Raw genomic sequence first — 25,463 nt, forward strand, 5'->3', positions numbered from 1 at the left:
GCGCGCGGTCTGCTCCGCAGACACGACGCGCCGCCGCTACGCGGCGGGAAAGATGCAGCGCTTCGCGCTGCTGGCCGCCCGCTCCGCGGTCGTGGTGGCCAACTCCGTTGGCCATGGCTCGAATCGCTCCGCGATTCGGCCTGACGGAATTCGCTCCGCGAATTCCTGAAACCCACGGCAACAACAGGAGCGGTGCGTCAGGTGTTCCGGATTCCTTGGGAGTTGCTCAGTGGTCCAGCTGAGTCGGGTCGGCATCACGTCAGTTCTCAGCAGGGCTGACAATGTGGCGGCCTTACCTGGTGGGCGCAGACCGATCTGCTTCCAGAGCAGTCTTGGCGGTCTGTGAGTTCCTGCCCGGAGTTGTCGACCGGCTCACGGACGCCGTTTCCCCATCACCGTGGTTTGATCCCGCATGAGCGTGGCGTGTGGGTTGCCGGCGGGGTCGGTCACCACGATGAGCGTAGCGGCGCAGTCCTGTCGGGGCAGTGTCTGGAGCATTATGGAACTGTGTTAGATGATCCCAGAGGGTGGGTGGCTGTCCCGGGCCGCGTAGCCCCGGTCCGGATAGGGGGCCGGTACAGAGGCTGATGCCGCATCAGACGGTGGGAGTGGAGGCGGTCGTTCGTGCCCTGGAAGCTCCGGCCGGTGCAGTCCCTGACTACGGTCTGCGGGCGCAGGTACGGATGGCGTGTGGGACGGGTAAGACCCGGCTCGCGGCCGAGGTCGCCAACCGGGTAGCCAGGGGCGGACGGGTACTCATGGTGGAACTCGTACGCCAGAACCTGTCCGCCTTCCGACACGGAGGCGGACGCCGCGGCACGATGGCCACGGTGTGCTCCCTCAGGACTGGCGATCGGGCTTTGGTCCGGTACGGCGTCTCCTCCACTTCTGTGGCTCAACTGGCGTGGTGGCGGCAGCAGTTGGAGAAGCGGGGTCATCGGACCTGGACGGTGTTCACCACCTACGGCACCACGGGTCGGCCTGCCGCGGAGTTCTCGGCGGGCCGGAGCATCTCGTTCGCCAGCGACCGGAACGTCTCTTCAGGGTCCCGCCCGTCCAGCGGGCCGTCCAGGTTGTGGGAGAGCAGCAGCGTCGCGAAGCCGTGGGCCATCGACCAGGCCGCCATGAAGCCGACGGTCGGGTCGCCGCCGTAGCCTTTCACCGCCGTGCGGAGCTGACTCCGTGTCAGCTCGCGTGCCGTGAGCAGTTCCTGGTCGTCCGGGTGCAGAAGCTCCGGGCGGAACATGGTCTGGAAGTGTGCCGGGTGCACGGTGGCGAAGCGCACGTACCGGACGCCCAGGTCGCGCAGGCTCTCCGCTTCGGCGAGGGTGGCGGACAGGAGGCCGTAGCCCTCGGTCGCGATGACGGTGAGCAGGCCCGTGCGGTCCTTGAAGTGGTGTGCGGGCGCGGCGTGGGAGACGCCCGCGCGGCGGGCGAGGTCTCGCAGGGACAGGGCCGCTGGCCCTTCGGTGGTGATGACGTCGAGAGCTGCGGTGAGCACGGTTCGTCGCAGGTCGCCGTGGTGGTAGGTGCGCTCGGTGGTCATGGTCAGAAGGTTACGCTCAATCTAGGCATTGACAAGTTTGCGTGCCCGAATGCAATCTAGCCAGTGCCAAGATGTGCGGGTCGTGGGAAGAGGGATCGCCATGGTTATCGACAACGGACGCGTACGGCAGATGTGGCACCTGCTGGAGCCCCTGCACGCCGTCGTCTATTACGCGCCCGAGGTCTTTGAGGAGGTCAAGGCGCTCGGTTACGGAACCGGCGAGCGCTGGCCCAGCTACTTCGCCCTGCGGGCGGCGCCGCTCGGGACACCCGGATCCCGCCAAGCGGCCTCTGCCTTCTACAGCTTCAGCCCGCGCATGGTCGCCGAGCACATCCCCGCCGCCTGGGACGTCGCCGCACCACACGAGGTACTCGCGGCCCGGACGCGCGGCGTCGACCGGGCGTACCGCGCACTCATCGGCAGGCAGGCGGACAGCCCCGGTCTCGCCGAGGCCGCCGTGCTCGCCCGCCGGGCGGCGGAGGCCGCGCACACCGAGGGCCGCCCGCTCGCCGCCGCCAATGCCGCGCTGCCCTGGCCCCAGGAGCCTCACCTCGTGCTGTGGCAGGCCGCGACGATCCTGCGCGAACACCGCGGTGACGGCCACCTCGCCGCCCTCCTGACCGCGGGGCTCGACCCCGTGGAGGCGCTGGTGTCCTTCGCCGCGATCGGCGCGGCACCGGCCGAAGTCTTCGCAAGCCGCGGCTGGAGCGAGCCCCAGTGGGTGGCCGCCCGCGAACGGCTCGTTACGCGGGGAATGCTGGACACCGACGGCACGGCGACCGACGCAGGGCACGCCCTGCGCGCCGAGATCGAGCGCCGCACCGACGAACTGGCCACTGCCCCCTGGCAGGCGCTCGGCCCCAAGAGCACCGCGCGGCTCGCCGAACTCCTCGGCCCGCTCTGGCTGCAGATCCTCGACTCAGGAACACTGCCCCGCGAGACCACCCTCGGCATCGGAAAGATCTGACCTCTATCGGGTCCTGACATGACAAGTCGTGAGCGCTTCAGCCGGCCCGGTAGGGCCGGCGATTGTCCCGGCCGGTATCGGTATGTGGCCCTGGGGGGCGTCAGCCCTGCGTGGGGCGCGGTAGCGCGGGCGGGTGGAGGAGTCGCAGGCCGGCCTCGACCAGAAGCCAGCCGAGGCGGGTCTGGACCGGCCTGCCGTTTCGGCTTGGACGGTCGGCGGTCGCGGTCTGGCGCAGATCCCAGGCGCGGGCCTGTACGCACAGATCGGCGGCGCGGGCGGCGTGGAGGTAGGAGTGGATGTCCGGGTGGTGACTCATGACGCCTCCCCTCGGCGGTTGCGGAATGCGATGCGCAGTACGGTCACCGGCTCAGCCCCTTCCGGGCGTCGTGACGGGTCGTCGAACCTCTCGCCGTAAGGCTCCAGGAGCTTCGAGAACTTCTCTTCCAGCTCGGCGAGTTCGGTGGCGGTCAGGTAGACCAGGTCGTCCCCGAACTGCTCCGCCTCGCGCCACTCGCGCGGCAGTTGCTGCTGCGTCTCGATCGCGTGCGTGATCCGCTCGAAGTACAGCTCTGCCACAGCCATGTTGAGATCCTCGGCCGCCTCGCTGTCGGCACCTTTCCAGGTGGTGTAGCGGGCTGTGGCCCGCCAGGGCTTCGCCCGGCCCTGGCCTCCCTCTGCCTCCTCGACCAGACCGTACTTGGCGAGCATCCGAAGGTGGTAGGAGCAGCTGGCGACGGACTCGCCTGTGAGCTCCGCAGCGCGGGTCGCGGTGAACGGCCCCTCGGTGCGCAGCAGCCCGACCAGCTTCATCCGGGTGGGGTGGGCGTAGGCGCGCAGGGCGCGAGGGTCGGCAAGGTGGACGGAGTGCTGGGGTGTACTGGGCTCCGGCATGCATCTAAAGCTATCTTTCTAAAGACTCCTTTACAAGGAGTCGAGCGGACGGACCCATCCAGACGCGTCGTCCGGTGCATGCAGGGACAGGGGCGGAGAGGTCCGGCTGCGGCGGGCCTTCGTTGCAGACGACAACGGCGGGCCACGGCTGTGCCGGAAGTGCGGTGTGAACTCTCGCCCATCCTGTCGCGCTGTTCGCGGTCATCCCTGGGGCCAAGAGAGCGCACCTCCCCCAGATCACGTATCCGCGCGTGGACAAAAACGTTGGAGAGATCGTGACTCTCCCCAACCCCGCTCCGCTGGCGCACAGCATCCCCTGCCAGAACATCGCTCCCCGCCTGGCCCTGTTCACCCTCCCCGAGGCCCACGACCTCCTGCGGCTGCTCCAACTCGTCGCGGACGGGGACGACGAACTCGCCGAGGAGGCCCGCTGGTTCATCCAGCAGCTCGACGCCCGCATCCCTCCGGAGGACTGACCCCGGCGTCCCGGCCTGCCAGTCCCCTTGATCATCACGGCCTCAGCACAACGACGGCAAGAACAGCCGAATCGTCTGCTCGCGCAGGAGCGCGGCGATGACACACGTCGCTCCGACCGGTCAGGCCCGGCCTCGCCCCCGAGGCGACGAGGCCGGGCATAATCGCCGAGTCCCGCGTCGTCAGGCGACAAGGAAGCTCACCGTGATACGCACATCGCACCAGCCCCTGGCTGCCGCCGTCCTGGCCCTCGGGCTCCTCACGCTCACTGCGTGCGGCACCACGCACGCAGGCACAGGAACCGGACCGACACCTCCGGCCGCCCTCTCCTCACCGACGGCCCCCGACCTCGCGGCCAGCGCCGCCAAGACCGCCCATGACAAGGCGTTCCCGGGCGTCGCGGCCCGCTGCAAGGGCGTTGGCGGTACGAACCCGAGCACCGGGCCCGGTAAACCGGAGCCGTTGCCCACCGATCCCGAGGCTGCCAAGTACGCCGAGAACCACGCCTTCAAACAGCAGGTACGCCTCGCGCCGGAGGCGCGCTGCCGCGGCGAGGCCCATGCCCAGCGGATCAAGAAGGCACTCACCGGCCCGGGTGCTACTGCACCCGCTAACGAGGCGGACCTGACCACCGCCCTCACCCGGCTCGGCTACGAAGCCGACAACGGCAGCGTCCACCGCACCGGTGACGCACTCGGCTTCTCCCTCTTCGTCCCCGGGATCGGCCCCTGCGTCACCGGACAACTGGGCACGCCGGCCACGTTCGAGGCCCACGGGGCATACGTCGAAGGCGGCTGCACGGAACCCCGCGGCGGTCACTGACCCCGGACGGCGCCGCGGCGGAACGCTGCCACTCCAGCGCGGCCCGGTTGTCCGGCGGCTCATTCGTTCAGGCGGGTGATGAGGCCGTCGAGCGAGACGCGATCGCGGCCGGCCCCACCGGCCCGTCTTCGCACCGCGTGCGCAGTCGAGCGTCGCGATGCTCCGCAGGCGGCGTACGACCGTGGCCACGTGCTCCTCGTTGGCGGCCAGGCGATCGGCAGGACGGTGATCGTGTTCGACTGCTCGCCGATGAGGATGACGACGGCAGCGCGTCTGCGGGCCACCATGTGGGTGATCCCGTCGTCCTCGCCGCCGTCTGCGAAAGCGTCTGACGCACCACCCCAGGCACGACGGGGCAATTTCCAGGTCCTCTTCCCCGATCACGTCTGTCTGCGGGCCGCCCGTAGACTCAGCTCATGCCGCCCGAAGATGACTCGCAGAGCACCGTCAGGCACTGGCAGCAGCGCACTGATGTGTACGACGTCCTGGAACAAATCCGCCTGCGCCCCGGCATGTGGCTGCCGCCGCAAAGGTCCCTTCACCATCTGGAATCCATGCTCGTCGGCTACCAGGTAGCGCTGGGCGTGCACTCCATCGACGAACCCTTCCCCTTCCGGGGCGAGGGCCCGTTCAGCCAGTGGCTCTGCCAACACTTCGGCCGACCGAGCTCGCTCAACTGGGCCACTCAGATCGAACGGGAAACACCCGACGGAGCCTCGCCCGTCGAAAGGTTCTTCCGGCTGCTGGACGAGTTCCGCAGCCAGGAACACAACTCTGGCTAACGAGTTGGTGCGTGATAGCGGGTGAGCCATCTTTGCCCTGCCCACGGCCTGCTTCAAGTCATGCCCGACGGTCGGAGACGAGGCTGACGACGGCACGGTAGGTATCGGGAAGCCGGTCGCGCCGGTGAGTCCATCGGCGGAGTTGCTTCCAGTACTTGTGGTGAGCGAGGGCGTGTTCGACGGTGATCCGGTCGGACGAGTGCGCGTGTCGGTCGTGGTCCCACTGTTCGATCCTGCGTGCAGGCACACCGGGACGTGGTTTGCGAGGCGGGGTGATGGCTTGTCCGGGGTAGTCGCGGCTCAGGCCCAGATATCCGTCGTCCAGGAGCACTTCGACCTCGCCGAAGTACTCGAAACAGCCGGTGATGCCTGCGGCGCGGGCAGCCGTTGCGTCGTGCACCCGCCCCGGCCTGAGGGCATCGGCCCACAAGGTGCGGCCACGCCAGTCGGCGATGACGGTGGCCTTCATTGTGTTCTGCTTCTTCTTCCCCGAGACGAAAGCGCGCCGGCCGCCACGTCCGGCGGCGGGTCGCCGGACCTGGACCTCCGTGGCATCCAGGCGGAGCTCGATGCCCTCGGCCTGCGCGTAGGCGAACACGTCCTGAAGAGTGCGAAGACGCAGTCCAGGACAGTCCGGAACGGCGCATCCCCGCTGAGCGAGCAGCGCGCGTACCTCGCCGATACCGCGGGTGACCGTCGACCGGTCGACGTCGAACAGCAGGGCCAGCACCGCATGCGGCAGGTCGTGACGCAGATGGATCAGCGTGACGATCACCCGGTCCACGAACACCAGCCGGTACCGGGCGCCCGCGCCCGGTGCACGCCTCCTGAGCCCACCACGAACTTGACAGCGCCGTCCCTCTTCGGCAGCCGTCCACGGACTGGCCAACTCGGCCACCAGAGCAGCCAGATGCTCCATCGAGACGCCCGTAAACAAAGGATGCGCCAAGACCGCACGATCGACCATGCCCTCCATCACCAGAGCATGCCCACCCGCTATCACGCACCAACTCGTAAGAGTTGGGAAGCGCTTCCAGGGCGGGCGGCCCTCCAAGGTGGTGCCAGTACCCACCCGTGCAGAAGCGCCAACGGCGTCGTTCGTCGGCGACTCCCAGTACCGCGATCAACAGCCGGAACGCCTTGAGGCGTTCGTGGTCAGGGGACAGGAATGCGATCTTCCGGAGCTGCTCGTCGATCGGCCCACGGGAAATGAGGACGGCAGAGGGATGGGTTGGTCGGAGCCCGGAGCTTTGAATGCTCGCCGGTCCGTCTGCACTGGTGACGCCCGCCCGCGCACAGAAAGGCGCCAGAAGCCGCAGAGCCGCGGACTTCTCTTCGTCCTCAAGACCCGCGAACCGCCCGATGCCCTGCGGCGTCGGACGCAGCCCCTGGGCGAGCTCGTTGAACATCACGGCGGCTTCGGTCATTCCGGCACCCTTTGAAGGCCATGGAAGCAGCCACTGCGGGGGCATCCGGTGGGCTCGCACCGTTCGTCACGTAGCCGTGGCTCTCCACGCTGCGGTGACGCACCCTTCCTCCCAATGCCACCACCCCTTCATCTCACCGTGCTCCAGGAGCTTGCGGATCTTCTGAAGATCCGCACCCGGCGGAGCGTCCAGAGCAACCATCTGGAACCGGTCGATTCCCTCACCCGTCGTTCCCAGACCGTGAAATACCTTCAGCACGCTCTGCCGGACAGCGGCAGAGCCCTCATCCTTCAGAACCACGCGGATGACGTCGCCACATGCGACTTCGCGTACGAACCAGGGAGTGTTGTCCTACCGCACCGTCCCGTCGCCAAGGTCTACAGCCCACAGACTCTCGACAGTGCCGCGGCCGCGTGCGCAGAAACAACATCTGGGACGAGTCCTTCCCGTCGTTCCACTCATCGGCGGCGATCATCGACCATACGCCCCACTCAAGGAGCATGTACCGCTGCGACCTTCACCACGCCCAGAACCCGCAGCGCATCGCCGGGCAGCCTGTTGGGGATCCCGCCTCGTTCGTCGTCCGTCTGCCCGCCGTCCAGCCCTCCCTCCCCGGCTCTACGCCTCACCGGCGCTCACGCACGGCGACATGCATTCGGCGGTCGGTCGTGGCAGGGGGCTACGGGGACAGGGGGCGGCTTGGGCCGAGGACGGCCTGCATTTCTTGTTCGATGATCTGTGGGAACGGTGCGCCGTCCTGGTTGCCCAGGATGACGCCGACCCAGCCGGTGTCCGGGTAGATGTTCCAGCTCGCGAAGCTGCCGGGGTTGACGCCGGCGCGGCCTTTCAGCCATTGGCCGTTGACGATGCCGACCGGCATTTGGTACGCCCCGAACGACGCGTCGACGACGGTGGCCTGCCTCCTGGGTGCCAGGCCGCCGCCCTGTGGGGCGTGGGGGATCTTCGGCCCGGTGAGCAGTTCGGCGTAGTGCCGGTCCAGCACCGTTCCGTCGGCCAGCGCGTGCGCGAAGCGGATGAGGTCCGGCGCGGTCGCGAACCCGCCGTCCCCGGGAGCGTCGATGAAGGTGCGGGCAGGGTTCTTGCCCAGCTGGTACGGGTCCGCGCTGCCCTTGTCCAGGTTGCGGACGGCGTCCACCAGGCTGCCGTCGGCCTGCTGCATGTACGAGTGCGCGATGTGCTTGTCGGTGAGCCACTGCGGTCTGGTGAAGAACGCCGTGCCGGTCATGCCGCAGCGCCGGAAGATGTTCTCCTCGACGTAGTCCCAGTACGTCGTGCCGGTCACGGCCTCCACGATCATCGCGGGGATGGCGATCTCGGCGCCGACATGCTCGGTCGGCGTGCCGGGGGCGGCCACCAGTTTTGCTTGGCGGGCCCACCGCTCGTTGTACTCGCGTACCTCCTCACGGCTCTGGAAGACGCGTTCCAGGTCCTCGGGCGGGTTGTCCAGGCCTGAGGTGCCGGAGAGCAGGTGGTGGATGGTCACCTTCTCGGCGACCTCCTTGGCGAAGCCCTTCAGGTGGGTGCCCACCGTGTCCCAGAGGTGTATTTTGCCCTGCTGCACCAATTGCAGGACCGCCACCGGGCCGAACGGTTTGCCCGCCGAGGAGAGGTTGAACGCGATTCCCGGGTGGTTGCGGATGCCTCTCTCCTTGTCGGCCATGCCGTAGCTCCGTGACAGCACCGTCTGGCCGCGGTGCGACAGCATCACCACGCCGGAGAACTTGTCCTCCGCGGCCAGCTTCGCCACGTACCGGTCGTAGGCACCGCCGGGCCGGGTGTCCGGTGGGACAGTTCCCGGGTCGGCCGCGGCCACGGCCGGGGCGGCGTGACCCAGCCCGGCGCCCATCAGCTGCGCGCCGCCGGCCACCACTCCGGCGGCCGCCATCCCGCTCCATCCGAGCAACTGCCGCCTACCGACCCCACCTACGGAACCCGAGCCCATGACCACACTTCCCTTCTGATGCACTGTCTCCTGGCTGCCCGATCGACGAACCGGCCCTGCACACAGGGTGGTTCGTGTCTCCACTGAAGCCGGAGCGCTGGTGCGCCCGTGTATGCGTTCTTCGATACGCCCGCGATACGTGCGGACTGCCGTCCTCCCGCCGGGGTCCCTTCGTCGGGAGGACACGGTGGCGGCGCGATGAGATCACGACGCTGGTCGCGGGCCTGATCGCGGAGGTCGTCACCCGCCCCGTCCGCCTGACCGCGTCCGCTTGAGCGCGCGGCCGGTTCCGCCGCGAGCGCCGCGGGGAAAGCGCCGCGGGGCTATTTCGCCGACAGTACGATCCGTACCAGATAGGGAAGTTCTCCGCTCACCGGTGCCTCGTGGTCCAGCAGCACCGCCACCGGACTGTGGCCTTGGGAGCGTAGGGCGTCCAGGGGGTGGGACCACTGGACGCAGGGCTGCGGGCGGGGAGCGTCGCTTTCCTGTTCCCGGCCGACGGCGGGGAACGCGTGCGGGACGGGGCGCCCGGCCTCGCGGGCCCGTCTGCGGGACAGCGCGCGCTCGGTGGCAGTACGTACCGCCTCGGCCAGGGTCGCGCCCGTGGCGACTACCGTGTCCCGCGTGTCCCGCTCCGGATCCGGGGCGTGGTCAGCGGCCGGGGCCGGCTCGGTGCGCGGGATCGGTTCGGTGGGTGAGTTCCGTTCGGTGGGCGGGTTCGGTTCCGCGTGCGGGACCAACGTGAGTGCGCAGGCGGGCAGGGAGAGCAGTTCCGTCAGGTCGTGCGCGACGGGCTCGCCCTCGGTGTGCAGGGCGCGCAGCAGCGCGTCGGGGACCGCGTGGCGCTCCTCGGCGAGCCGCAGTCGGGGCACGCGGGTTCCGGGCGTGCCGAGGCCGCGGGCGAGGAGCGATTCGCAGTGCTGGGCGAGACCCGATTCGAGGGCGCTCACCCAGGTCAGTCCCGCCGCGACTCCCGCCGGGGGGCCGGATGCGGGGACGCGCACCTGGCGCAACGCGCCCGTGGACAGGTCGAGGCCCCAGACCGTGGGCGTGGCGGGTGTCGCGGGATCGGCGGGTGCCGGAAGCACCGTCGCCCGGGCGCGCATCGTCGCCCGGGCGGCCAGCTCGGTGAGGACCGTCTCGATGTCCGAGGCCGCGTCGACCCTGTCGGGCAGCAGTTCCGCCGCCCGGTCCCGCACCGTGCGTGCTGCGAGCGCGGGCCCGCCGGCCCGGGACAGGAACGCGGCCCGGGCCTCGGCTTCGGTCGCAGCGGCGCTCGAAGCCGCCCTCACGGCGGTCAACTCTTCGGTGGCCATTTTCGGTCGTCCCCCTCCATGGTGTTATTCAAGGCACCCCATGGAAGCGAGGGGGGATATTCACCGGATAGACGCACGGTCTCGGCCACTCGCTCACGTGGCCATGCTCCGCCCCTGTGCGCTCAGTTCCCGCCCCTGCTGCATGCTCAGTGCGCGGACAGCACCAGGCGGCGGGCGTCGTTGCGGTATCCGACACGCTCGAAGGCCGCGGCCATCGGTGTGTTCGTCAGGTCGGTGTCGGCGCGGACCTTCTCCGCAGCGGTTTCGGACACCAGGATCCGGGTGATCTCGGTCAGGATTTCGTCCACGTACCCATGGCCCCGGTGTTCGGGCAGCACACCCAGGTAACCGACCACGGGGAAGGCGGGGTTGCGCGAGGGGAGGCCGAAGCCGACGGGCTCTCCGTCGGGCGTACGGGCGACCCGCCACCAGGACCGGTCCCCCGGCATCGTGTCGCGGTAGAACTCCACGTCCCCGCGGGCCTGCACCTCGGCGCCGACGCTCTCGGCCTCCTTCACCGAGTCCGTGTCCAGGCTGTCGGTCAGGACCCGGCGGAAGAGGTCGACGAAGACCTCGTCGTCCGGTTCGGCGGTGAAGACCAGGCCTCCGGTGGGCTTCGGGAGAACGGTGCTCGGCGTCCACTCGTAGCGCAGCCGCTCCAGCGACACCGGGAGTCCGGCGCGCCGGGCCGCTTCCTGGCGCCAGGCCACGGCCTCGACTGCGTCGGGCCGGTCACGCCAGTCACCGGGAAGGGAAAGGTGGTACTCGGGCGCCGTGCTCGCGCCGGCATCGGCGAAGGCCGCGTGCGCGGTGACGAGCAACCCGGCTGCCAGCTCCGTACGTTCGTCGGACGACCTGACCGAGTCGTGGACGAACAGCCCGTCGAGGGCGCCGGGCAGGTCCGCGTCCGGGTCGCCCCACCAGACGGCGAGGGCCAACGGTGCGGCGTCGGCGGCGTCTTCCGCGATCCAGGTCCTGTCGGGGCGGTACTCCCCGGCCGACAGCCGGGCCGTGTAGGTGTCAGCTGTCATTCCGCCGGCCGCGTCGGTGACGATCAGCGGGAGGAAGCGGTCGAGGTCGGATGCTTGGGTGGGGCGGAAGATCACGGTGGCTCCGGGCGTTGGGGGGTGGGGGCGGGGTTGAGGGGCCTGGTCGGGGCGGTTCATCCCCGAGGGTAGGCGGGTCGCGGCGTACGGAAGGCGTGGCGGCCGAGGAGTGTCCGAAGTGTCTTTCAGGGGCGGGCAGGTGGGCTCGTCGCGACCGGGGGCCCGGCTGTGTTCACCGCGCTCTCCTGGTCGGCGGGTAGTGGACCCCCGGCAGGTGACGGGCACTCAGCGGGTGGCGAACTCCCTGCGGGTGACGGGCACTCGGCGGGCTGTGCGGGCAGGGCTGTGATGGTGTGGTGGCGTCCGGCCAGTGCGGTGACGGCCAGGATCAGGCCCGTACAGCAGAGGAGCAGGGCGCTGCCGCGGTCGCTGGTCGTGCCGAGGAGGCGGCCCAGACTGTCCGCGAGCGGTCCGCCGGGGTCCACCAGCGGGCCGAAGACGTGCGAGGCGAGCGGTCCGGCCACCAGGTAGCCGAGCAGGATGCCGCCCTGGGTGAACATGCGGCGCAGTGCGAAGACCCGGCCCTGGGCCTCCGCGGCCACCGCGGACTGCCAGAGCACCTGGGCGCAGCTGCTGACCACCGGCAGACCGACGAAGAAGACGAAGGCGGCCGCGGCCAGGGGAACCGGGCGCGGGAAGAACCCGGCCTGCAGAACCGCGATCCCGCTGAGGACGGTGGCCCCGGTGACCCAGGGCAACGGACGGCGCGGGGTGCCCCAGACGGACAGGGCGACGCTGCTGATCGCCAGACCCAGTCCCCCGGCGGTGCTGACCATGGCCACCGCGGCGTTCTGCTCCGCCTCGGGGGTGCCGGCGAGAACCAGGGGCAGCAGCAGGGCCGTGGCGGTGGCCTCGGCCGCGTTGAGGACGGTGACCAGGCGGAGCAGGTGTTTCAGTCCGGGCTGGTGGGTGAGCACCCGTCGGCCTTCGGTCAACTCGGCACGCCATCCCGGGCGTTCCCGGTGGCTTTCGGTCTGCTTCGGACGGCCGGTCGGCTCCGGGAAACGGGCGAACAGCAGGGTGAGCAGCCCCAGCCCGAACGAGGCGACGTCGACCACCAGGACGGCGCGCAGCCCGCCCACGCCGAGCAGGACAGCGGCGAGCATGGGGCCGAGCAACTGGGCTCCGGCCAGGGCGGTCTGGGTCATCGCACTGGCTCGGCCGCGTTGTTCCGGCCGGACCATACCGGTGACGGCGGCGGCGAGCGCGGGCCATTGGAAGGCCGCGCAGCCGGACTCCACGATGATGACCGCGTACACCTGCCAGACGGCCAGGTGTCCGGTCGTTTGGGAGACTGCCAGGGCCACGGCGCCCAGCATGGCCACCGCGTCCGCGCAGAGCAGCACGGTGCGGCGCCGGTAACGGTCCACCAGGACCCCGGCGGCCGGTGCGGCCAGCATGCCGGGGGCGAACGCGAGCAGCAGGCCGGTGGCGAACTGGGTGACGGATCCGGTCTGTTGGTAGATCCAGAGGCCGAGGGCGAATCCGGAGATGCTGGACCCGAGTGCGGTGGCCAACCGGCCCGCCCAGACGAGCACGAAGGTGGTCATGGCAGACCCACGGGGGACGGGGCGAGGGGCAGGGTCATGGACGGGCTCCGTTCGGAGACTGCGGCGGGCGGGAGGGAAAGGAAAGGCAATGGGCGGTGCGGGAGTACGGAGGTGCGGGGAGTACAGGGGTGCGAAATGCAGGGCTCTCGGGTCGAGTCGGCCGGAGGGCAGTCGGGCCTGGGAGGGGAGGGGGTACGGGAGTACGGGGTGGAGCGTCCGACTCAGGGGCCTTGGTCGGTCGGCCGGGGCCGGGGCGGGGGGACGCGTCCGGCGCCGGGTACCCCGGCCGGGTCGGTCGGGACCCAAGGCAGCCAGGCCCGCGGGGACGGCCAGGTCCCGGGATCAGCCGGGGCCGGCCGGGCCCGGGCCCAGGCTCGGACTCGGGCTCGGGCTCAAGCCCGGACTCGGACTCAAGCCCAGGCTCGGGCTCGGACTCAAGCCCAGGCTCGGACTCGGACTCGGACTCGGGCTCAGGCACGGACTCAGGCCCAGGCCCGGACTCAGGCCCGGACTCAGGCCCGGACTCAGGCCCAGGCCCAGGCTCAGGCCCGGACTCAGGCCCAGGCCCAGGCTCAGGCCCGGACTCAGGCCCAGGCCCAGGCTCAGGCCCGGACTCAGGATCGGGCCTGGGCCCTGGCTCGGACTCGGGATCGGGCCTGGTCCCTGGCTCGGTTGCGCCGTCCCCTGACACCACCCGTCAGCGCAGGTGGGCGGCCAGGACCGGGCCGATCTGGGCCAGGGCCTCCGGGGTGGTGAAGCGGCTGTGCGGGATGTCCAGCGGGTGGTTCTCCACCGGGCCGTCCACGTGCGCGGCCCAAAGGTCGGCCAGCGGGGTGCCGTCGGCGCCCCGCCCCGGCAGGGCCTCGAAGAAGAGCACGGGGCCCCGGTAGCGGCCCGGCTGCTCTCCCTGGGCCAGCGCTATGTTGTTGGCGGTCACCCTCACCAGTCGGCGCAGGGCCGCCGGGTCCAGCCCGCCCAGCACACTGCCGCGTTCCCGCAGCAGCTCCAGCACGGCGCCGGCGCCGGGGAGTCCGTCGCCCAGGACGTCCGTGGCGTCCGCCGGAGTGGTGGCGGCGAGCGCGTCCAGCTCGTCCAGGCCGAGTCCGTCCAGCGCCAGCGAGAGGATCTCCGCCGCGCTGGGGCGCCCTGCGTGCCGGAAGCGTCCGGTCGGGTGCGAGTCGAGCATCGCCAGCAGCGCCACCTCCTCGCCCGCCTCCTGGAGTTGACGGGCCAGTTCGTGCGCCACCGTGCCGCCGAAGGACCAGCCGAGCAGGTGGTACGGGCCCACGGGCTGTACCTCGCGGATCAGCCGCAGGTAGTCGGCCGCCATCTCCGGTACGGAGCCGGGCAGTTCGCCGTTCCCGTCGAGGCCACGGGCCTGCAGTGCGTACAGCGGCCGGTCGCGGTCCAGGTGCCGGGCCAGCCCGGAGTAGCACCAGCCGAGGCCGCCACCGGGGTGTACGGCGAACAGCGGCGGACGGGTGCCTCCGGCGCGCAGCGGCAGCAACTGGCCCAGCCCGTCGGAGGATCCGGTGTCGGGATCGGCGCTGATCCGCTCTGCCAGCAGGGCCACGGTCGGGGTCTCGAACAGGGCCCGCAGGCCGATCTGGACGCCCAGTTCCTCGCGGATCAGGGCGGTCAGCCGGGCGGCGAGCAGTGAGTGGCCGCCGAGGTCGAAGAAGTTGTCGTCGATGCCCACGTGGTCGACGGCGAGGGTGGTGGCGAAGAGCCCGCAGAGGATCTCCTCGCGGGGCGTGCGGGGAGCCCTGGTGGAGGTGGTGAACGTGCCGGGGACGGGCAGGGCGCGCCGGTCCAGCTTGCCGTTGGGAGTGAGCGGGAGGGTGTCGAGGACGACCAGGGCGGAGGGGACGAGATACGCGGGCAGGTGCGCGGCGGCATACGCCCGCAACTCGGCCGGATCGAGGACGGAACCCGTGCCGGTGCCGGTGCCAGCTTCGGCTCCGGAGGTACCGGCGCCTGTACTGGTCCCGGTTCCGGCGGTGTCGTCGGCGTCCGTGGTGGGGACGACGTACGCGACCAGGCGCTGGTCGCCCGGGCTGTCCTCCCGCAACACCACCGCAGCCTGCGCAATGTCCGCACGGCCGGTGAAGTGCGCCTCGATCTCGGCGGGTTCGATCCGGAAGCCACGCAGCTTGACCTGGTCGTCCGTACGCCCCAGGAACTCCAGCCGCCCCTCCCCCAGCCCGTCGTACTGCCAACGGCCCAAGTCGCCCGTACGGTACATCCGCCCACCCGGCACACCGAACGGATCCGGCACGAAACGCTCCGCCGTCAGACCCGGACGACCGAGATAGCCGCGTGTCACCAGGTCACCGGCGATGAAGAGTTCACCGCCGACGCCGACCGGCAGTGCGCGCAGGGACTCGTCCAGCACGTACATCCGGGTGTTCCAGATCGGGCGCCCGATGGTGATCACGCCGGAGGGCGCACTGTCTCCGGGCTCGATCCGGAACTCGGTGCAGCCGACCGTGGTCTCGGTCGGGCCGTACTCGTTGATCACGGTGGCGCCCGGGTGCCGCCGTCGCCACTCGTCCAGTACCTCGCCCATCAGGGACTCGCCGCCGAGCACCAGCTGCTCGCTGGGCGAGAAGCGCTCGGGCAGCGCGGTCAGCAGGGCCAGGTGGCTCGGGGTCGCCTTGACGAAGCTCGGGCGGTCGAACTCCCCGGCCGTGGGCGCCTGGTCGTCGAGTTCGATGAGGTGGACGGTGCCGCCGCTGGTCAGCGGGGCGAAGAGGCCGGTCACGGTGAGGTCGAAGGAGACCGGTGAGTGGACCAGCGCCCGGCCGGCCACGCTGCCGTAGGCCTCGCGGGCCCAGGCCAGATAGGCGTCGAGCGAGTGGTGCTCGACGACAACTCCCTTCGGGCGTCCGGTGGAGCCGGAGGTGTAGATCACGTAGGCCGGGTTGCGCAGCGACAGGGGGGCCGAGCGGTCGTCGTCAGTGAGGTCGTGGGCGGGCAGCGCGGCCAGCGCGGCAGCCGTGTCCGGCGCGTCGAGCAGCAAGTGCGGGTCGTCCGTGGCGGGAAGCTGCGCGGCCGCCCCGACGGTGGTGAGCACGCACAGCGGACGTGCGTCGGCCAGGGTGTACGCGATCCGCTCGGCAGGGTGGGTGAGGTCGATCGGCAGGTACGCCGCACCGGACTTGAGCACGGCCAGCACCGCGACCAGGGTCTCCGCCGAGCGCGGCACGGCCAGCGCGACGAGGCGCTCGGGACCCGCCCCCCGGGCCACCAGGTGGCGGGCCAGCCGGTTGGCGGCGGTGTCGAGCTCCGCGTAGCTGAGGGCGCCGGTCTCGCAGATGACGGCGGTGGCGTCGGGGGTACGGGCGACCTGGGCGGCGAACAGCTGGGGCAGGGTCCGGCCGGGGAGGGCGCGCGAGGGCCCGTTCCAGTCCGTGAACAGGGCCTTGCGCTCGTGCGCGGCGAGCAGGTCGATGTCGTGGAGGGGGGTGTCGGGGTGTTCGGCGGCGGTGCGCAGGATCCGCTGGAACTGGTCGGCCAACCGCGCCACCGTGGTGGGCTCGAAGAGGTCGGCGGCGTACTCGATCGTCACCGTCAGCCCGGCCGGAGCACCGTCGACGGTGCGGTGCTCGGTGACGGTGAAGGACAGGTCGAACTTCGCGGCGCTCCCCGACTCGGCTTCGGTCGTGGTGGGTTCACCGACGACGGGTCCGCCGAGGGTGGGGTCGCCGAGAGTCGGTTCGCCGTCCGCCCCGGTGGTGCTGTTGAACGTGAGGATGGTCTGGAAGAGCGGGTGGCGGTGCGGGGTGCGGCTGGGGTTGAGGGCCTCGACGAGACGCTCGAAGGGCAGGTCCTGGTGGGAGAGAGCCGAGAGGCCGACGTCCCGGGTACGGCGGAGCAGCTCGGTGTGGGTGGGGTTGCCGGTGGTGTCCGTGCGCAGGACCAGGGTGTTGACGAAGAACCCGACGAGCTGGTCCAGGTCGGCGTGCGTACGGCCCGCGGTCGGCGTACCGATCGGCAGATCCGTACCGGCACCGTTACGGGTCAACAGCACCGCCAGGGCGGCGTGCACGGAGTGGAACACGGTGGCCCCGTGCGTACGAGCGTGGGCCGTGAGGTCCCGGTGCACGGTGGACCCGGTGTGGGTGGTGAGGGTACGGGCCCGGTGCGTGGGGTGGGCGGGCCGGGTGTGGTCGGCGGGAAGAGCGATCTCCTCGGGCAGGTCTGCCAGTTCGGCTGTCCAGTGGGCGAGCTGCTGGTTCAACGGGCTGCCGGGGGTCTCCGGGTCACCGAGGTACTGGTGCTGCCACAGCGCGAAGTCCGCGTACTGCACCGGCAACGGCGACCAGTCCGGGGCCTCCCCGCCACTGCGGGCCTGGTAGGCGGTGGTGAGGTCCTCCATCAGAGGGCGCATGGACCAGCCGTCTCCGGCAATGTGGTGCAGGACCAGAACCAGCAGGTGGTCCTCCGGCGCGAGCGTGAACAAGGCTGCTCGCACAGGGAGTTCGGTATTGAGGTCGAAGGGCCGGGCCGACAGCTCCCCGATCCGCGCACGGGCACCGCTCTCGTCGGTCTCGACCCGGTCGAGGCGTACGAGCCCCGGGGTGGCGGGCCGGACCAGCTGGCACGGCGCACCATCGGCCTCGGGGAACACCGTGCGCAGGGTCTCGTGCCGCGCCACCACGTCGTCCAGCGCGGCCTGGAGCGCACCCGGGTCCACCGCTTCGGTCAGCCGCAGTTCCACCGGGATGTTGTAGGAGGCACGCTCGGTCTCCTCCATCCGGTTGAGGAACCAGAGCCGGGCCTGTGCGTTCGAGAGCGGGATGCGCGCCGGGCGGGGCTCGGTGCGCACCAGCGGCGGCAGTGCGGCGGTCGGCAGGGTCCGGCCCAGCCGCTCGGCCAGTGCGGCCACCGTCGGCGCCTCGAAGACGTCCCGGACACCGATCTCGTCACCCAATTCGGCCCGCACCGCCCCGACCAGACGCATCGCCAGCAGCGAGTGACCACCGAGGTCGAAGAAGCTGTCGTCGATGCCCGGCTCGCGCTCGGCGCCCAGCACCTCGGCGAAGAGCCCGCAGAGGATCTCCTCGCGAGGCGTGCGGGGAGCCCTGTTGGAGGTGGTGAACGTGGTGGGGGCGGGCAGGGCGCGCCGGTCCAGCTTGCCGTTGGGGGTCAGCGGGAGGGTGTCGAGGACGACCAGGGCGGAGGGAACGAGATACGCGGGCAGGTGGGCAGCCGCGTGGGCCCGCAGCTCGGCCGGATCGAGAACGACGTCCGTTCCGACGGTGGGGACGAGGTAGGCGACCAGGCGCTGGTCACCCGGGTTGTCCTCCCGCAGCACCACCGCAGCCTGCGCAACATCCGGACGGCCGGTGAAGTGCGCCTCGATCTCCGCGGGTTCGATCCGGAAGCCGCGCAGCTTGACCTGGTCGTCCGTACGGCCCAGGAACTCCAGCCGCCCCTCCCCCAGCCCGTCGTACTGCCAACGGCCCAAGTCGCCCGTACGGTACATCCGCCCACCCGGCACACCGAACGGATCCGGCACGAAACGCTCCGCCGTCAGACCCGGACGACCGAGATAGCCACGGGCCAGTCCTGCACCGGCGATGAACAGCTCGCCGGGCGCCCCGGGCGGCGCCTGCCGCAGCGCCGGGTCCAGCACCTGGACCCGCATGTTGTCCAGCGGCCGGCCGATCGGCACGGTGCTGCCGAGCGGGTCCCCGGCAGTGATCGCGTGCCGGGTGGCGAAGGTGGTGGTCTCGGTCGGCCCGTAGCCGTCGACCACCCGCAGTCCCGGGTGGACGGTGAGCACGCGGCGTACCGCGGCGGCAGGGACGACGTCGCCCCCGGTCATCACCTCGCGCACGCCGGCCAGAGCCTCGGGCGCGTCCTCGGCGAGCAGCCGGAACAGGCCGGCGGTCAGCCAGAGCGCGGTGACCCGGTGCTCGGCGATCAGCTGTCCGATACGGTCGGCGTCCAGGTCACCGGCGGGTGCGACGACGACCTGTCCGCCACTCAGCAGCGGTACCCACAGCTCGTAGGTGGCGGCGTCGAACGCCTGCGGGGAGTGGAACAGCACCCGCTCGTGGTGGCCGTCGCGCCGCCACCAGTGGTCGGCGGCCAGCGCGGCCACGTCGGCGTGGGTGACGGCGACGCCCTTGGGGGTGCCGGTGGAGCCGGAGGTGTACATCACGTAGGCGAGCCGGTCCGACTGGACGGCCGGGACGGGCAGGTACGGAGCGTCCGGCAGCGGGGCCGAGACGTCCACCACCCGGAGCCCGGCCGCAGCTTGGGCCCGGACGAACGGGAGGTCACGGGTGGCGGCGTCCACCAGGAGCAGTTCGGCGCCGGTGTCGGCCAGTACCAGGGCCGCCCGCTCGTCGGGCCAGCTCTCGGACAGCGGCACGTACGCGCTGCCCGCCCGCACCACGGCCAGCGTGCTGACCACCAGCTCGGCCGAGCGCTGCTGGAGCAGGGCGACCCGGCGCTCCGCTCCCGCTCCGAGGGCCACCAGGTGGCGGGCGAGACGGTCGGTGGCGGTGTCGAGCTCCGCGTAGCTGAGGACGCCGGTGTCGCTGACGACGGCGGGGGCGTCGGGGGTACGGGCGACCTGGGCGGCGAACAGCTCCGGCAGGGCGGTGTCGGGCAGCGGGTGGACGGATCCGGTGGCCAGCGCGGTCAGTTCGGCCCGGCCGGTCGTGCCCAGCAGGTCGATGTCGTGGAGGGGGGTGTCGGGGTGTTCGGCGGCGGTGCGCAGGATCCGCTGGAACTGGTCGGCCAACCGCGCGACGGTGGCGGGCTCGAAGAGGTCGGCGGCGTACTCGATCGTCACGGTCAGCCCGTCGGGAGCACCGTCGACGGTGTGCTGTTCGGTGACGGTGAAGGACAGGTCGAACTTCGCCGCGCTTTCGAACTCGACGTCATGGCTGGTGAGTTCGGTGGTCGCGGCGGTCGTGTTGTTGAGGGTGAGGATGGTCTGGAAGAGCGGGTGGCGGTGGGCGGTGCGGCTGGGGTTGAGGGCCTCGACGAGGCGCTCGAAGGGCAGGTCCTGGTGGGAGAGGGCTGCCAGGCCGACGTCCCGGGTACGGCGCAGCAGCTCGGTGTGGGTGGGGTTGCCGGTGGTGTCCGTGCGCAGGACCAGGGTGTTGACGAAGAAGCCGATGAGCCGGTCCAGGTCGGCGTGCGTACGGCCCGCCGTGGGGGTGCCGATCGGCAGATCCGCACCCGCGCCGTTGCGGGTCAGCAGCACGGCGAGAGCGGCGTGCACGGAGTGGAACAGGGTGGCCCGGTGCGTACGGGCGTGGGCCGTGAGCTGGTGGTGGGTCGCGCGGTCGGTGTGGAACGTGTGCGTGGCGGCCCGGTGGGTGGGGTGGGCGGGCCTGGTGCGGTCGGCGGGAAGAGTGATTTCCTCGGGGAGCTCCGCCAACTCGGCTGTCCAGTGGGCGAGTTGCTGGTTCAACGGGCTGCCGGGGGTCTCCGGGTCACCGAGATACTGGTGCTGCCACAGCGCGAAGTCCGCGTACTGCACCGGCAACGGCGACCAGTCCGGGGCCTCTCCACTACTGCGGGCCTGGTAGGCGGTGGTGAGGTCCTCGGTCAGCGGGCGCATGGACCAGCCGTCTCCAGCGATGTGGTGCAGGACGAGAACCAGCAGGTGGTCCTCCGGCGCGAGGGTGAACAGGGCCGCACGCAGAGGGAGTTCGGTGTTGAGGTCGAAGGGGCGGGCAGACAGCTCGGCGATCCCCGTACGGGCACCGCTCTCGTCGGTCTCGACGCGGTCGAGCGGCACCAGCGCCGGGGCGGCGGGCAGGATCAGCTGGCACAGCTCGCCGTCGGCCGCGGGGAACACCGTGCGCAGGGTCTCGTGCCGTGCCACCACGTCGTCCAGCGCGGCCTGGAGCGCGACGGCGTCCACCGCCTCGGTCAGCCGCAGCACCACCGGCATCGTGTACGCGCTGGCCTCGCCCTCCATCCCGTTGAGGAACCTGAGCCGGCGCTGAGCGAAGGAGAGCGGCAGGACCTCCGGGCGCTCGGCCCTGACCAGCGGCGGCAGCGCGTCGGCGGGCAGGGCCCGGCCCAGCCGCTCGGCCAGCCCGGCCACCGTCGGCACCTCGAACACGTCCCGGACACCCACCTCCGCACCCAATTCGGCCCGCACCGCCCCGACCAGACGCATCGCCAGCAGCGAGTGACCACCGAGGTCGAAGAAGCTGTCGTCGATGCCCGGCTCGCGCTCGGCGCCCAGCACCTCGGCGAAGATCCGGCACAGGGCGGCCTCCCGCTCGTCGCGCGGGGCCCGCCCGGCCTCGGCCTCCTGGCGCGGCGGGACCGGCAGGGCACGGCGGTCCAGTTTGTTGTGCGCGGTGAGCGGCAGCGCGTCGAGCGCCACCAGTGCGGACGGCACCATGTAGCCGGGCAGGATCTTCGCCAACTCCCTTCGCAGGCTGGCCGGTTCGATGTCTGCTCCCGGGTGCGGGACGAGGTAGCCGACGATCTGCAGGTCCCCCGGCCGGTCCTCGCGGACCACCGCGGCGGCCGCCGCCACCGGCTCCAGGGCGGCCAGGGCCGCTTCCACCTCGCCCAGTTCGATCCGGAAGCCGCGGATCTTCACCTGGTCGTCGAGTCGGCCGAGGAACTCGACGGCGCCGTCCGGCAGTCGGCGGGTCAGATCGCCGGTGCGGTACATGCGGGCGCCTCGCGCGCCGGCCGGGTCGGGGACGAACCTCTCGGCGGTCAGGCCCGGGCGGCCCAGGTAGCCCCGGGTGACCTGGGCGCCGCCGACGAACAGCTCGCCGGGCACGCCGACCGGCACCGGCTCGCCGTGCCCGTCCAGTACGTACGCCCGGACGTTGCCCAGCGGGCGGCCGATCGGCACGGTCGTGGTGGCGGCGAGTTCCGCGGCCAGGGGCCGGTGGGTGGTCACGCCGACGGTGGTCTCGGTCGGCCCGTAGTGGTTGAGCACCTCGCACTCGGCGCGGCCCAGCAGATCGCGTACGAAGGTGCTGGTCGAGCCCTCGCCACCCAGGATCAGGCCCTTGCGGGGCAGTACCCGGTGCGCGGCGCCCGGCCCCTCCAGGGCTGCCAGGTGCGAGGGGCTGATCTTCAGGTAGTCGATCGCGTGCTCGGCGAAGTAGGCGGCCAGCAGGCGTCCGTCCGATGCGGTGTCGGCGTCCACCATGTGCAGCGTGCCGCCGCCGAGGAGCGCGGACGCCAGGACCGTCACGCAGGAGTCGAAGGTGAAGGGCTGCACCATCGCGTACCCGGCTGCTTCCAGGCCCAGTCGGGAGACCACGGCGGTGTGGTAGTTGAGCACCTGCCGGTGCTCGACCACGACGCCCTTGGGCCGTCCGGTGGAGCCGGACGTGAACAGTACGTACGCCGCCTGGCCGGGGTCCACGGCCGCGTCCGGGGCGGTGTCGGGGGTTGCGTCGAGGGCGAGTTCCTCCACCGCGACCGCCCGCACGCCGGACGGCAGCCGGTCGGCTAGGGCGGTGCGGGTGATCACGACGGGGGCGGCGGTGTCGGCGAGTATCATCGCCATCCGGTCCTGCGGCTGGGCCGGGTCCACCGGCACGTAGCAGCCGCCGGCCTTGAGGACGGCGAGCAGCGCGACCACGGTCCAGGCGCCGCGCTCCAGGCAGATGCCGACGGGGGTCTCGCTCGCGACGCCGAGACCGCGCAGGTGGTGAGCCAGCCGGTTGGCGAGTCGGTCCAGTTCGGCGTAGCGGAGGGTGGCGTCGGCGCCGACCACCGCGACGGCGTGCGGGGTGCGGGCGGCCTGTTCGGCGAAGCGGCCGTGGAAGGTCCCGGCGGGCACCTGCAGCGCGGTGGCGTTCCAGGTGTCGAGGAGCAGTGTGCGCTCACCGGCGCTCAGCAGCGGCAGGCGGCCGACCTGGCGGTTTGGGTCGGCGCAGGCCTCGCGCAGCAGGGTGGCGTAGTGGGCGAGCAGGCGGTCGGCGGAGCGCTCTTCGTAGCGGTCGGTGCGGTGGACCAGGGTCAGCGTGAGGGTGTCGCCGGTCTCCGACACGGTGAAGGTCAGGTCCCGCTTGGCGTCGGCCGGGCCTTCTCCGTCGAGCGGGCGCAGGTGGAGTGCGCCGGGGTCGGCCGCGTCCCGGGTGAGGTCGGGCGCGGCTTCCGGGGTGTTCTGGTCGAGTACGAGCATGGTGCGGGCCAGGCCGTCCGGCGAGCCGGACCGCAGCTGGGCTGCCAGCTGCTCGAAGGGGACTTCCTGGTGCTGGAAGTCGCGTCGGGTGGCCTCGGTGGTCCGGTCGATGAGCTCGGCGAAGGTCGGTTCGCCGGACAGGTCGCCGCGCAGCAGCAGGGTGTTGACGAAGCAGCCGATCAGGCCTTCCAGCTCGCTGTGCCCGCGGCCGCCGACCGGGGTGGCGACCACCGGGTCGGGTCCGGCGCCGTACCGGTGCAGCAGTACGTGGAGTGCTGCGAGGGACACCGTGAAGAGGGTGGTCCTGTGCCGTGCGGCCAGCGCCCGCAGACCGGCGGCGACCTCGGCGGGCAGCTCCAGGCTGTGCGTCGCGGCGGCCGGGGCGTCCTCGGGCCGGCCCGTGGCGGTGGCGGGCGGCGGGGTGTCGGTCAGGCCGGCCAGCCGCTGCTGCCAGTAGCCGAGGCTCTCCTGGTGGGCGGCGCCTTCGAGGCGGCCGCGCTGCCAGGCGGCGAAGTCGCCGTACTGCACCGGCAGGGGCGGCAGCGCCGCGGCGGCGGTGTCGTCCGTGAGCCGGTAGGCCGTCGCGGCCTCGGCCAGGAGGACGTTCACCGACCAGGCGTCCGAGGCGATGTGATGGATCGTCAGCGCCAGGACGTGTTCCTGGTCGCCGGTGCGCAGCAGCGCGGCCCGCAGCAGTGGCCCGGCCGCGAGGTCGAAGGGAGTGTTCGCCTCCTCGGCCAGTCGGGTGCGCACCCGCGCCCGTACCTCGTCCGCCGTCAGGTCCCGCAGGTCGGTCACCGGAAGCTCGAACGCGGCTTCCCCGTGCACCAGTTGGACCGGCAGGCCGTCGGCACCCGCGGCGAAGGTGGTGCGCAGCACCTCGTGCCGGGTGATCACCGTTCGGAACGCCCGCGCCAGCCGCTCGGTGTCGAGCGGGCCCGAGCAGGTCACCGCCATCGGCACGTTGTACGCCGCCGACTCCGGGGCGATCTGCTGGGCCAGCCAGATCTGCTCCTGGGTGAAGGACAGCGGCACCGGCGCCCCCTCGGGGCGGCGCGGCACCCCGGCCGGCGCGGCCGGGCGCCGGGCCGACCGCTCGCGCAGCCGGGCCTCCAGCCGGGCCCGCTGGTCGGGCGACAGCTCGGCGATGCGGCGGGCGGTGTCGGCGGCGGTGGCCTCGGCGACGGCGGTCTGGGTGGTGCTCACGGTGCTCTCCTCGGAGGAAATCGGGCGGGCCCTGGGGCCCTGAGGCCGTGGGTGGAGGACGGGGATCGGTCGCCGGTGTCGGCGGTGGACGGGGACTGCGGGCCCCCGGTCAGGACGGGGGCTGCGGGCCCCCGGTCGGAAGGGGCCGCGGGCCCCCGGTCAGAACAGGACGCGGGAGGAGGCGGTGGCCCGTGCGTCCCGGGACCTGCGCAGGTCGCGGGTGACGTTGACCCGCTTGAGCCAGCGGTCGGTGCCGTCGAAGCGCGCCGCGAAGGAGCTACGGCCGTGCACGGCCCGGTAGTTGTCGACGAAGACGATCTCGCCGGTGGCCAGTGCGGCGCCGCCCAGGCGGCGGTCGATCTCGTCCGAGAGCCGTTGGAGGGCTTCTGCGGCCTGCGGGTCCAGCCGGTCCAGGTCCATGAAGTACGGGTCCAGGCACAGGTACGGATCGGTCGCCGAGCCGAACAGCACCGGCACGGGTGCGGCGGCGTCGCGCATCCGCTTCAGGCGCTCGTACGCCGCGTCCAGCAGGCGCGTACCGCCCTCCAGGGGGCGGCCGGGGCCGGTGTCGAGCATCTGGAGGTGCGAGTTGTCGGGCAGCATGTAGAAGCGCGGCTCGGCCAGCACCCGTCGGTCGTCGGCGGAGATCTCCAGGTCCTGCACGCCGACGAAGGTGGTGGGCACCCGGTCCGGGTTGCGCAGGCAGAGCAGGCCCACGTAGTCGCCCCGGTAGGGGTGGAAGGCGTCCTCGACGTGCCAGAAGATGGTCTGGTTGCTGCCGGTGCCGATCTGCTCGTCCTCGTGGCCCTTGACCGGCAGGACGTCGTGCACCAGGTAGCCGTCCTGCTGGGTGGCCCAGGCGACCGGCTCGCCGAGCAGCGCCCCGCACAGCAGCAGGAAGATCTCCTCGCGCAGCGCCGGGGAGACGCCGGGGCGGTCCTGCCAGTGCGCCGGGGTGGCGCCGATGCGGTCCTGGTCGACGCGGTATCCGGAGACCACGCAGGCGCCCGCCGGTTCGTGCAGCCGGAAATCGGTGAGGAATCGGCGCAGCGCGAGGGGCAACCGGTGCGACTGCAGGGTCAGTTCGTCCTGGAGGGCCTGGTCCTCCACGCTGTCGTGGCGCGCGGCCAGTTCGTCGAGCAGGACGGCGATCTCGTCGGCGTCGGCGGGGTCAAGGGTGAGGGTGTGCATGGGGTGGATCACCTCGGTCATCGGGTCTGCGGGGCGTGGTACTGCGGGTCGCGAGTACGCGGGCGCGGGTCGCTGGTCGCG

At 71.6% G+C, this 25,463-nt stretch carries 15 protein-coding genes and 1 pseudogene; 4 read left to right on the forward strand and 12 right to left on the reverse strand.

The window, feature by feature from the left end; all coding sequences use genetic code 11:
• Positions 1-961: 961 nt before the first annotated feature.
• On the reverse strand, positions 962-1,546 hold the full coding sequence (locus tag ACH4SP_RS34075; protein WP_398420815.1) for a TetR/AcrR family transcriptional regulator: 585 nt from the start codon (positions 1,544-1,546) through the stop codon (positions 962-964).
• Between the two features lie 100 nt (positions 1,547-1,646).
• Between ACH4SP_RS34075 and ACH4SP_RS34080 the strand changes: the two genes are divergently transcribed.
• Positions 1,647-2,513, forward strand: coding sequence for a hypothetical protein (locus ACH4SP_RS34080; protein WP_398420817.1), 867 nt, complete (start codon positions 1,647-1,649; stop codon positions 2,511-2,513).
• 100 nt (positions 2,514-2,613) lie between these two features.
• Here ACH4SP_RS34080 and ACH4SP_RS34085 read toward each other — a convergent pair whose 3' ends face one another.
• Both ACH4SP_RS34085 and ACH4SP_RS34090 read right to left on the reverse strand, forming a co-directional pair.
• Positions 2,614-2,829: a hypothetical protein gene (locus ACH4SP_RS34085; protein WP_398420819.1), complete on the reverse strand. Its 216-nt coding sequence runs from the start codon at positions 2,827-2,829 to the stop codon at positions 2,614-2,616.
• Positions 2,826-3,404, reverse strand: coding sequence for a winged helix-turn-helix domain-containing protein (locus ACH4SP_RS34090; RefSeq protein ID WP_398420821.1), 579 nt, complete (start codon positions 3,402-3,404; stop codon positions 2,826-2,828). The genes ACH4SP_RS34085 and ACH4SP_RS34090 overlap by 4 nt, the downstream gene beginning before the upstream one ends.
• A gap of 275 nt (positions 3,405-3,679) precedes the next feature.
• On the opposite strand from ACH4SP_RS34090, the gene ACH4SP_RS34095 reads away from it, so the two are divergent.
• The 3 genes from ACH4SP_RS34095 (at position 3,680) to ACH4SP_RS34105 (ending at position 5,482) form a co-directional block, all read left to right on the forward strand.
• Positions 3,680-3,880, forward strand: a complete 201-nt coding sequence (locus tag ACH4SP_RS34095) for a DUF6417 family protein (protein WP_398420823.1) — start codon at positions 3,680-3,682, stop codon at positions 3,878-3,880.
• Between the two features lie 202 nt (positions 3,881-4,082).
• Positions 4,083-4,700 (forward strand): hypothetical protein, encoded by a 618-nt coding sequence (locus ACH4SP_RS34100; RefSeq protein WP_398420825.1) that lies wholly within the window; start codon positions 4,083-4,085, stop codon positions 4,698-4,700.
• Between the two features lie 416 nt (positions 4,701-5,116).
• On the forward strand, positions 5,117-5,482 hold the full coding sequence (locus ACH4SP_RS34105; protein ID WP_398420827.1) for a hypothetical protein: 366 nt from the start codon (positions 5,117-5,119) through the stop codon (positions 5,480-5,482).
• 58 nt (positions 5,483-5,540) lie between these two features.
• Here the strand turns inward: ACH4SP_RS34105 and ACH4SP_RS34110 are convergent, their stop codons facing one another.
• The 9 genes and pseudogenes from ACH4SP_RS34110 to gntD all read right to left on the reverse strand — a co-directional run bounded on the left by ACH4SP_RS34110 (position 5,541) and on the right by gntD (position 25,382).
• Entirely contained in the window at positions 5,541-6,449 is a 909-nt protein-coding gene (locus tag ACH4SP_RS34110) for a transposase family protein (RefSeq protein WP_398421195.1), read from the reverse strand.
• A gap of 103 nt (positions 6,450-6,552) precedes the next feature.
• A pseudogene (locus tag ACH4SP_RS34115) lies at positions 6,553-6,954 on the reverse strand (DUF5958 family protein); the annotation flags it as partial.
• A 21-nt stretch (positions 6,955-6,975) separates the two neighbouring features.
• Entirely contained in the window at positions 6,976-7,209 is a 234-nt protein-coding gene (locus ACH4SP_RS34120) for a DUF4265 domain-containing protein (protein WP_398420828.1), read from the reverse strand.
• 379 nt (positions 7,210-7,588) lie between these two features.
• Positions 7,589-8,815, reverse strand: coding sequence for a serine hydrolase domain-containing protein (locus tag ACH4SP_RS34125; RefSeq protein ID WP_398420830.1), 1,227 nt, complete (start codon positions 8,813-8,815; stop codon positions 7,589-7,591).
• A gap of 380 nt (positions 8,816-9,195) precedes the next feature.
• Entirely contained in the window at positions 9,196-10,188 is a 993-nt protein-coding gene (locus ACH4SP_RS34130) for a hypothetical protein (RefSeq protein ID WP_398420832.1), read from the reverse strand.
• Positions 10,189-10,334: 146 nt separating this feature from the next.
• Complete coding sequence (locus ACH4SP_RS34135) at positions 10,335-11,294, reverse strand: GNAT family N-acetyltransferase (RefSeq protein ID WP_398420834.1); 960 nt, start codon at positions 11,292-11,294, stop codon at positions 10,335-10,337.
• A 125-nt stretch (positions 11,295-11,419) separates the two neighbouring features.
• Positions 11,420-12,844 carry an MFS transporter gene (locus ACH4SP_RS34140; protein WP_398420835.1) on the reverse strand — a complete coding sequence of 475 codons (1,425 nt, stop codon included), beginning with the start codon at positions 12,842-12,844 and terminating at the stop codon, positions 11,420-11,422.
• Positions 12,845-13,541: 697 nt separating this feature from the next.
• The gene (locus ACH4SP_RS34145) at positions 13,542-24,191 is read right to left on the reverse strand and encodes an amino acid adenylation domain-containing protein (protein WP_398420837.1); all 10,650 of its coding nucleotides are present in this window, start codon (positions 24,189-24,191) and stop codon (positions 13,542-13,544) included.
• Between the two features lie 159 nt (positions 24,192-24,350).
• Entirely contained in the window at positions 24,351-25,382 is a 1,032-nt protein-coding gene (gntD, locus tag ACH4SP_RS34150) for a guanitoxin biosynthesis L-enduracididine beta-hydroxylase GntD (protein ID WP_398420839.1), read from the reverse strand.
• Between the last annotated feature and the right edge of the window lie 81 nt (positions 25,383-25,463).

The organism is Streptomyces sp. NPDC021093 (assembly GCF_044333135.1).
Classification (GTDB): domain Bacteria; phylum Actinomycetota; class Actinomycetes; order Streptomycetales; family Streptomycetaceae; genus Streptomyces.